General features: G+C 36.9%; 8 protein-coding genes. All 8 read left to right on the top strand.

What is annotated here, in order from left to right:
• The first annotated feature begins 127 nt into the window (after positions 1-127).
• The gene (locus tag KO473_RS19605) at positions 128-2,410 is read left to right on the top strand and encodes an alpha-1,2-fucosyltransferase (RefSeq protein WP_005822375.1); all 2,283 of its coding nucleotides are present in this window, start codon (positions 128-130) and stop codon (positions 2,408-2,410) included.
• Positions 2,407-3,621, top strand: coding sequence for a TIGR04157 family glycosyltransferase (locus KO473_RS19610; RefSeq protein WP_005822377.1), 1,215 nt, complete (start codon positions 2,407-2,409; stop codon positions 3,619-3,621). The genes KO473_RS19605 and KO473_RS19610 overlap by 4 nt, the downstream gene beginning before the upstream one ends.
• Before the next feature lie 39 nt (positions 3,622-3,660).
• Positions 3,661-3,906 carry a hypothetical protein gene (locus KO473_RS19615; RefSeq protein WP_005822378.1) on the top strand — a complete coding sequence of 82 codons (246 nt, stop codon included), beginning with the start codon at positions 3,661-3,663 and terminating at the stop codon, positions 3,904-3,906.
• A gap of 22 nt (positions 3,907-3,928) precedes the next feature.
• A complete protein-coding gene (locus KO473_RS19620; RefSeq protein WP_005822379.1) occupies positions 3,929-5,089 on the top strand; it encodes a DUF4934 domain-containing protein in 1,161 nt (386 codons plus the stop codon).
• 39 nt (positions 5,090-5,128) lie between these two features.
• The gene (locus tag KO473_RS19625) at positions 5,129-6,286 is read left to right on the top strand and encodes a 6-bladed beta-propeller (RefSeq protein WP_005822380.1); all 1,158 of its coding nucleotides are present in this window, start codon (positions 5,129-5,131) and stop codon (positions 6,284-6,286) included.
• Between the two features lie 69 nt (positions 6,287-6,355).
• Positions 6,356-7,912: a thioredoxin domain-containing protein gene (locus KO473_RS19630; RefSeq protein WP_122130696.1), complete on the top strand. Its 1,557-nt coding sequence runs from the start codon at positions 6,356-6,358 to the stop codon at positions 7,910-7,912.
• Between the two features lie 82 nt (positions 7,913-7,994).
• Positions 7,995-8,243, top strand: coding sequence for a hypothetical protein (locus tag KO473_RS19635; protein WP_122130695.1), 249 nt, complete (start codon positions 7,995-7,997; stop codon positions 8,241-8,243).
• A gap of 150 nt (positions 8,244-8,393) precedes the next feature.
• Positions 8,394-9,050, top strand: a 657-nt coding sequence (locus tag KO473_RS19640; RefSeq protein WP_216035138.1) for a DUF4369 domain-containing protein, incomplete at its 3' end; no start/stop codon positions are given.

A 9,050-nucleotide genomic window follows, 5' to 3' on the forward strand; every position in this document is an offset into this window, starting at 1 on the left:
AAGTCACAGATTTCAATAGGTAAGTATTGCTTAATTATTAAATGTTTTTTAAAGCCGTTGGTGAACGCGTTTATGAGAATAAATCGTAATCCAACGGCTTTTTCAATAAGAAAAACATAATTTACATATGAAAATAGGAATCATCTACATTGTCACAGGCCCCTACATTAAATTCTGGAATGAATTTTATTCATCCAGCCAACTTTATTTTTGTGTAGAGGCAGAAAAAAACTATGAGGTATTTACCGATTCTTCGGAATTAGCCTCACAACGACTTCCTAATGTCCATATGCACCTAATTGAAGACAAAGGCTGGATTGTCAACGTATCTTCTAAATCAAAATTCATCTGCGAGATACGAAATCAATTGACTTCTTATGACTACATATTCTATCTAAATGGCAATTTCAAATTCATATCTCCCATTTATTGTGATGAAATACTACCACAAGCTGAACACAACTATCTGACAGCACTCTCATTCAGCCATTATTTAACTATCCATCCCGATCATTATCCCTATGACCGAAATAAAAACTGTAATGCATTCATACCTTACGGGCAAGGAAAATATTACTTTCAGGGAGGTTTCTACGGTGGACGTACCCAAGAAGTACTGTCCTTATCAGAATGGTGTCGTGATGCCATAGAAGCAGATTTTAACAAGAAAGTCATCGCCCGCTTCCATGACGAGTCATATATCAATCGCTATCTACTAACCCAGCATCCCAAAGTCCTAAATGACAAATATGCCTTTCAAGACATATGGCCATATGAAGGTGAATATAAAGCTATTGTGTTAAATAAAGAAGAAGTACCGGAAGACAATAACCTACAGGAAATGAAACAGAACTATATAGATCCGTCTCTTTCATTTTTATTGAATGACGAATTAAAGTTCATCCCCATCAGTATTGTACAACTCTACGGTGGATTAGGAAATCAAATGTTCGGATATGCCTTTTATCTTTATATCCGCCATATATCAACACAAGAACGAAAGCTGTTGATAGATCCTGCCCCATGCAAACGTTACGGAAATCACAATGGATATGAACTGCCTTCCATTTTCAGCAAGATATGCCAAGACATACACATCTCGGACGAGACGAAGAATAACATCCGAAAACTACGTAAAGGAACAAGTCTTTCCATAGAGGAGGTACGTGCCTCAATGCCCCAATCTTTCAAAGAAAAGAAACAGCCAATCATCTTTTATTCAGGTTGCTGGCAATGTGTAACCTATGTAGAGACCGTTAAAGACGAAATTAAAAAGGATTTCATTTTTGATGAATCAAAACTTAATGAGCCTTCTGCCCAAATGCTCCGTATCATACGTCGCAGTAATTCAGTCAGTGTCCACATTCGTCGCAATGATTACCTTATTGGGAATAATGAATTCCTGTATGGAGGTATCTGTACAAAATCTTATTACGAGAAAGCCATCAGCCAGATGTATACATTACTTAAAGATGAGCCTATCTTTATTTATTTCACGGACGATCCTGAATGGGTAAGGAGTAATTTTGCTTTGGACAAAAGCTATTTAGTGGATTGGAATAAAAACAAAGATAATTGGCAGGATATGTATCTGATGTCAGCCTGTCGTCATCACATCATAGCTAACAGCAGTTTCAGTTGGTGGGCCGCCTGGTTGGGAGGCTTTCCTGAGAAGAAAGTAATAGCTCCCTCCACTTGGCTAAACGGTATGCAAACTCCGGATATCCTCCCGACAGAATGGATAAAAATACCCATAACTCCGGATAAGAAGATATTGGACCGAATTTGTAATCATTTGATACTACATAGCAGTTATATGAAACAGCTGGGACTGAATTCCGGCAAAATGGGCGTCGTAATATTCTTCTTTCATTATGCACGATATACCCAGAACCCTCTTTACGAAAATTATGCGGGAGACCTGTTTGATGAACTGTATGAAGAAATTCACAAAGGAATATCTTTCAGCTTTTTGGACGGCCTTTGCGGTATTGCCTGGGCAGTGGAATATTTGGTACACGAACAATTTATTGAAGGTAACACAGACGATTCATTAGCAGAAATAGACTTTAAGGTTATGCAAATTGACCCCCGACGGTTTACTGATTATAGCTTTGAAACCGGACTGGAAGGAATCGCATGCTATGTACTGAGTCGCTTGCTCTCTCCCCGAGTTTGCAGTTCATCACTTACTTTAGACTCCGTCTATCTGAAGGACTTAACAGAGGCATGCCGGAAAGTTCCGGTTGATAAGGCAAACTATACACGTCTATTTTTGAACTATATAGAGTCGAAAGAAGTGGGTTATTCCTTCAAGGATGTGCTAATGCAAGTTCTAAACCATTCGGAGAAAGCATTCGGATCAGATGGTCTGACGTGGCAAACCGGACTAACAATGATTATGCGATGAGACATATTTATATTTTCAACAATGCAACACGTGCTGCCGAATATGGTATAGGTACGTACATTAATCAAATGCTTTGTGCCCTCAGAGAAGTGCCCCAGCTGTATATCACCTTGATTAACCTGAATACTGAGAAAACAGAATTAACAGTAGAACAAGAAAGCATAAGAATCATCCAAATCCCAGTCATAAAATACCCAAGTACAGATGCCAACTACTACAGATATTACAGAAATCTGCTATATGCATTAATTCCTCATATACGTATCGAAGATGAAAACATATTCCATCTGAACTATTTACATAATCGTCCTATCGCATCATTGCTGAAACAACAATACCCCGATTGCCGGATATTACTCACTATACACTATATGGACTGGTGTTTTACCCTGAAAGGTAATACTTCGCTCTTCAAACGGATACTGGCTAAAACAGAAGGTACCAAGAATAATCAAGAGGAAGAGATATATCAAGACTTCCAGAATGACAGCAGGCTTTTTAAAGAAGTCAACCGGATTATATGCCTATCGAAGTACACCAGCCAATTGCTCTACACTACATATAATATTCCGATAGAGAAAATAACATTGATTTATAATGGTTTGGAAGACAAAGCTATTTTCTTGACCAAGGCCGAGAAAAAGCAGAAGAAACAATCGCTACTGTTCGATAAAGAAGATAAAATAATACTTTTTGTAGGACGACTGGATGAAATCAAAGGGCTGGACGTTTTGATAAAAGCCTTTCGAGAGGTGTTACACAAAGAACCGAAAGCCCGACTATTAATAGTAGGTGATGGAAATTTCAAAACTTATATGGAAGAAGCCACTGATTTAGCTGGCAGGATAACATATACGGGAAAAGTAAACAAAGAACAACTATATGAATATTATCAAATAGCAACAGTAGGCGTAATGCCTTCTTTTCACGAGCAATGTAGCTATGTTGGAATAGAGATGATGATGCACGGCATCCCACTTATAGGAACCGACTCTACCGGATTAAGTGAAATGGTCGAAGAAGAATGCCGGCTACACATTGATGAAAACAATAAATCATTGATTGTCCTGGAAGAGCTAAGCGGTTTATTGTCAACCATATTAAGTAACTCCCCCAATAACGACCTGAGAACAAAATATCGAAAACGATACGAAAATAATTATTCATTATCCGCCATGAAAACAAAGTTCCTGCATCTGCTGAATACTTGAGATAATCACAAATTATTAATCACTTAAAAAAACAAAACGATGAAAACATTGAAAAAAGTAACACTAAAAGATTGTCCGGATCATTCATTATTAAGCGATGAAGAACAAAAATTTGTTCTCGGAGGAATGACTACTGCAAGGAAATGTAATGTCAGCACTACTTGTGACGACGGTACTGAACTTGAAATAACAGACTGCATAGGCAACTGCTATTCAGAGTCGGGGATATCCGTATCATGTGTCGGCGCAACACAGACCTTAACAAAGTCTTGTACCATTGAGTAAATACACCTCTAAAAACTATAATATGAATACATCTCTCCCATTTCTAACAGCTATATGCTGTACACTCTTCTCCTGCACTGCCACTGTAGCAGTGCAGGAAAAAGACGTACCTATAAGTTTAGCTTATCATGAAGCCAAAGAAGAACAGGCTCCTTTGCTCTCTACACTCGTTTCTAATATAGACTACATAGCATTAGAAACGATAGATGCAACATTAGGAGACTATTTTTACTTAACCTTATTAGACGAGTACATCATAGCAGATACAAGCACAGGATGCCATCTCTTTAACCTCAAAAATGGAAAGTATATCCGTACAATTGGAATGATAGGAGACCAGAGCCCCATGGGGTATTCTACATGCACAGACCCTCCCTATGCTGTTAAAAACGAAATACTACTAAAAGGATTTGATAAAAAGTTTAAGGTTTTCTCTATAAATGAAGGCAAACTGCTAAAAACTCTTCCGGGTGAAGAAGATTTGAAATCAGATCTTATGTATGATGTAATCTTTCCGCTTAATGACTCTACGATGTTACTTTATTCTAACAATTTGTTGGGAGTCAATAAATATAACCTACAAGTTCGAACCTACGAAGGGCACATACTTAAAGAATTCCCTTCAACAAACTGTTTTCAAAAAAAACAGAATATACTGTGCAAGATGGCAAATGAAGGAGAATTTTATTCCTATAACAATGACGTATATATGCATGAGTTTACCAGCGATACAATCTTTCAAATAGATAAAGAACTGAACTTACATCCCTACTATATACTCGACTTAAAAGGAGCTTTACCGGCTCCAGATTGTCGGGAAATGAATAACTGGAAAAGTCATTATGTAATATTTGGAGATATTGTAGAGACTGATCGGTACTTGATATTAGAAAGAAGCTCCTTCTACTCTTATGGATGTATATATGATAAAATGCTAAAGAAAACAATACGAATAAACAGAGAAAAAGAGAATAATGGTTTTATAAATGACATTGACGGAGTTTTCCCATTCTGGCCACAAAGCAGGGGTAGAGGAACATCATCGAACAAAGTATGGCAAATGGTATCGGCCGAATCCTTCTTGAAATATGCTAATTCAAAAAACAGAAAGTTATTTCAGAAAACAATCCACGAAGAAGATAATCCGATTGTCATAATCGGTACAATAAAAGAAGAAGAGTAAACAAACAAAGCGGTCTCAACTTTTAAACAAAATTGAAGTATGAAAAAACATATCTTACCATATATAGCGATCATAATGATTCTGGGTTCGTTGTTTTCATGTGCCTATTTTAATGATTCAGACAACAAAGTGATACAACTTGCATGTGACACTACTAATGAGCATCCGGCCCCCTTACTTTCTACACTTATCTCTAAAATTGAGTATATTCCTCTTGAGACAAATGATACGACTTTGGGAGATTATTGGGATGCAGTGGTTACAGATAAATATATAGTCACAGCTACCAGTACAGGTTGCCATGTGTTCTTGCGGAAAAATGGTGCATTTATTCGGACTATCGGAATGAAAGGTGATCAGGGGGCACTCGGCTATTCTTCGTTTACGTCCCCTCTATATGTTATTAATAATAGGGTTCTTCTTAAAAGGAATAAAGAACTTATACTTTTTTCTGTGGAAGACGGTACTCTACTCAGAAAGATCACAATGGAGGAGGAGGAAGAAAGGCATACCTATGACGATATGATACCATTAAATGATACGACAATGATTATATATTCTCACAACCAAACAGGAGAAAACGAATATAACCTGCAGATACGCACTTTCTCCGGAGAAGTATTGAAAACTGTTCCGGCCTCCAACCGATTTGAGAGAATAGACAAAACAGCAAGAGTCAGTTTTAATAACGAATGTGTTTTCTATAATTATGGCTCCAATATATACATGCGTGAATTTACCTGTGATACCATATATAAGATAGATGCAAGCATGAATCTTATTCCATATTACTCTTTAGAATTAGGAGACAAATTACCTCCGGCGAATAGCAGGGAAGAGTGGAAAAGTTACTATCTCAGATTTGGAAAGATCATTGAGACCAAGCGCTATTTGATTCTGTCAGAAACCGGAGTAACGAGCTCAGATGCCCGATTTGGTTTTATTTATGATAAGGTTTCAGGAGAAACGAAATATCTTAATCACATAAAAGACGGCATTGGGTTTACGAATGATTTAGATGGCTTCATTAACTTCTGGCCCATAAAGTCAAGAGGAAATGAAACGCAGGAAATATGGCAAATGATCCAAGCAGAAGATTTATTGCAGCAAGCGAGTTCCAAACAGACGGAATATCCATTCTTGGAAAGCATTCACGAAGAGGATAATCCCATAATCATCATAGGAACTACAATATAAAACAAGTCAGAATATTTAATAATTTCAAATTCCGGGGGTTGTCAGTTAAATTAAAAAATAACATATCGAATGAGGAACAATATACTATCGCTCTTTCTAAAAGAGCTAAAGGTCAAAAACACGAGCTCTTTCTCTGAGACTCTTTTTGAGGAGCACCCTTATAAATATAGTTTATATGGATTATCCAAGATGTTATCAGTTTACCAGATACCTAATGCCGGGTTTAAACTCAGGGAGAAAAATATAAGCCGACTGACTCCTCCCTTTATTGCACACATAGGCAGTGACTTTGTGATTGTCCGAAAAATAGACTCAAAATCGATAGACTATATATGGAAGGGAGAACAAAGCCATTCCCCTATAGAAACATTCAATGAAGTATGGTCAGGAGTCGTTTTAGTGGCAGAACCAGATGAGCAATCAACAGAGCCAGATTACAAAAGACATCGGACAAAAGAAATTTTACGTATCATACAAAGAAGCATTCTATGGTTACTCTTGTCAGCAGGAGTATTACTACTATGCATTCATCAGAATATCACTCATTCATTCGGGCTATGTGCCCTGTTTGTTACTAATTTAGCAGGTCTATACATCAGTTATCTATTACTACTTAAACAAAGCCACACCGAAAGTGAATATGCTGACAAAATCTGCTCTTTATTCCATCAAACAGATTGTAACAATATACTGGAGTCCGATGCTGCCAAAATCGGAGGTGTGCTTAGCTGGAGTGAAGTTGGATTAGGATACTTTATTTCTAATATAACTCTTCTAATATGTTATCCGAGTTTGATCTCCTACTTGAGCATTATCAACATTTGTGCACTTCCTTATACTTTATGGAGTGTATGGTATCAATATAAAATAGCCAAACAGTGGTGTGTACTATGTCTATTAGTACAATTATTGCTTTGGGTCCTGTTCACCATTAACATAAGTACAGGGCTAATTCAACAACCGGATTTTTTAATATCTCACTTGGTTGCGGTCTGTATCATCTATGCATGCCCTCCGTTATTAATCAATTTATTAACAAGCACGATTACAAAAGCAAACAAACTACAGTCTGTAACCCAGGAATTGAATAGTATAAAAAATACAGACGAAGTGTTTTTAGCGATATTGAAAAAACAGCCTTATCATACGGTAGACCACTCAACCTCTCAAATTATATTTGGAAACCGCAAAGCGCGGTTAGGCATCACAATATTAACCAATCCACATTGTGAACCTTGTGCTAAGATGCATAAAAGAGTAAATAAATTATTGGAAACTGCCGGAGATAAATTGTACGTCCAGTATGTCTTTACTTCATTCAACGATAATTTACAAGACAGCAATCACTTTTTGATTGGTACTTATCTGCATAGTGGTGAAAAGGCAGCAATGAAGATTTACGATGACTGGTTCGAAAAAAACAAGTATAAATCGAAAGAAGTGTTTGAGAAAGCAGAGTTCGAATTGAATGCAACAGATATAAATGCTGAGACAGAAGAACATAAGAAATGGAAAACAGAGAATCATTTGACAGCAACCCCTACCATCCTAATAAATGGCTATCAGCTGTCTGATAAATATAAGATTGAGGATCTGGTATCTTTTACAGATATAGATATTCACTAATCCTACCTGAACAACCCAAAAGAGAACTATAACAGTAGATTTCATTTAGCAAACAAATTATTAACAATTAAAAAAAGAAATTATGAAAGCATTAAAGAGATTCGTTCTTAAAGAAGAACAAGAATTGAACGAGTATGAAATGAAAATGATTACCGGAGGTACGGCTTACACTGACTGTAAACTAAACGAAGGGGAAAAAGCATGTGTTAAAGAGAACGCAACATGCTTGACTAAACTTTTAGGAATTGCAGTTACCGGAGAATGCCGTTTTCACGGAAGCAACTTATTAGGCTCAAAGCCAGACTGTACATGCATTGCAGGCATTGATTAAATCAACAATGATTAACTTAACATATTATTCTTGTACGGTTTGTTAACTGGCAATTAATAAACCATACAAGAATAATAGAAAAACATCCCACAGATTATGACCAGAATTTATCTTTTATTTTACTGCATTTTCATCTGCTTGCAAAGTAATATGGGCCAAGACTCTATTTATAGAATAAAAGGAGTGATCGATCCCCTATATGATCATAGAAAAGTTACTTTAATCGTTCCTATAGATGGAAAAGCAACAAACATTGATTCTACCTTTATAAAGAATGGGACATTCTATTTCGAAGGTAAAGAACGTAGAGAGAAACCGTTGACCGAAATAGTGATTGACTCTTATTTTTCAGCTGATTCCGGTAGAGAAATCAACCTCTTTCTGGAGCAAGGGACTATTGACCTCAAAGTAGACCCGACTTATAATTGGTTAGGCTATCAGGTTCAAGGCACCCCACTAAATGATCTGTACCAGATATACCAGGACTCTTCAGCCTATTACATTCAAAAAACAGTCGATATGTACAAACGAAAGGAAGGAGGAAGTCGCACCGAAACCGGACTTAACATAATACCGGGAGGGGTTCTGGAAGCAGTCTACCGACAGTGGGGTGTATTCACCATGGACTTTAAAAGAAAAAACATACATAATCCCGTAGGAGAAGCTGTTTTTAAAGAAGAACTGAGGGAATTCAGAATGTATGAAAGAATCTGGGACCATCACACAGACAGTTCTTTCAATATATTATATGAACAATGCCGGCAAGAAGTGAAAGAATCCCCGGAGGTCCTAAAATATATCAAAAGG

The sequence above is a fragment of the Bacteroides sp. HF-4919 genome, assembly GCF_018860125.1.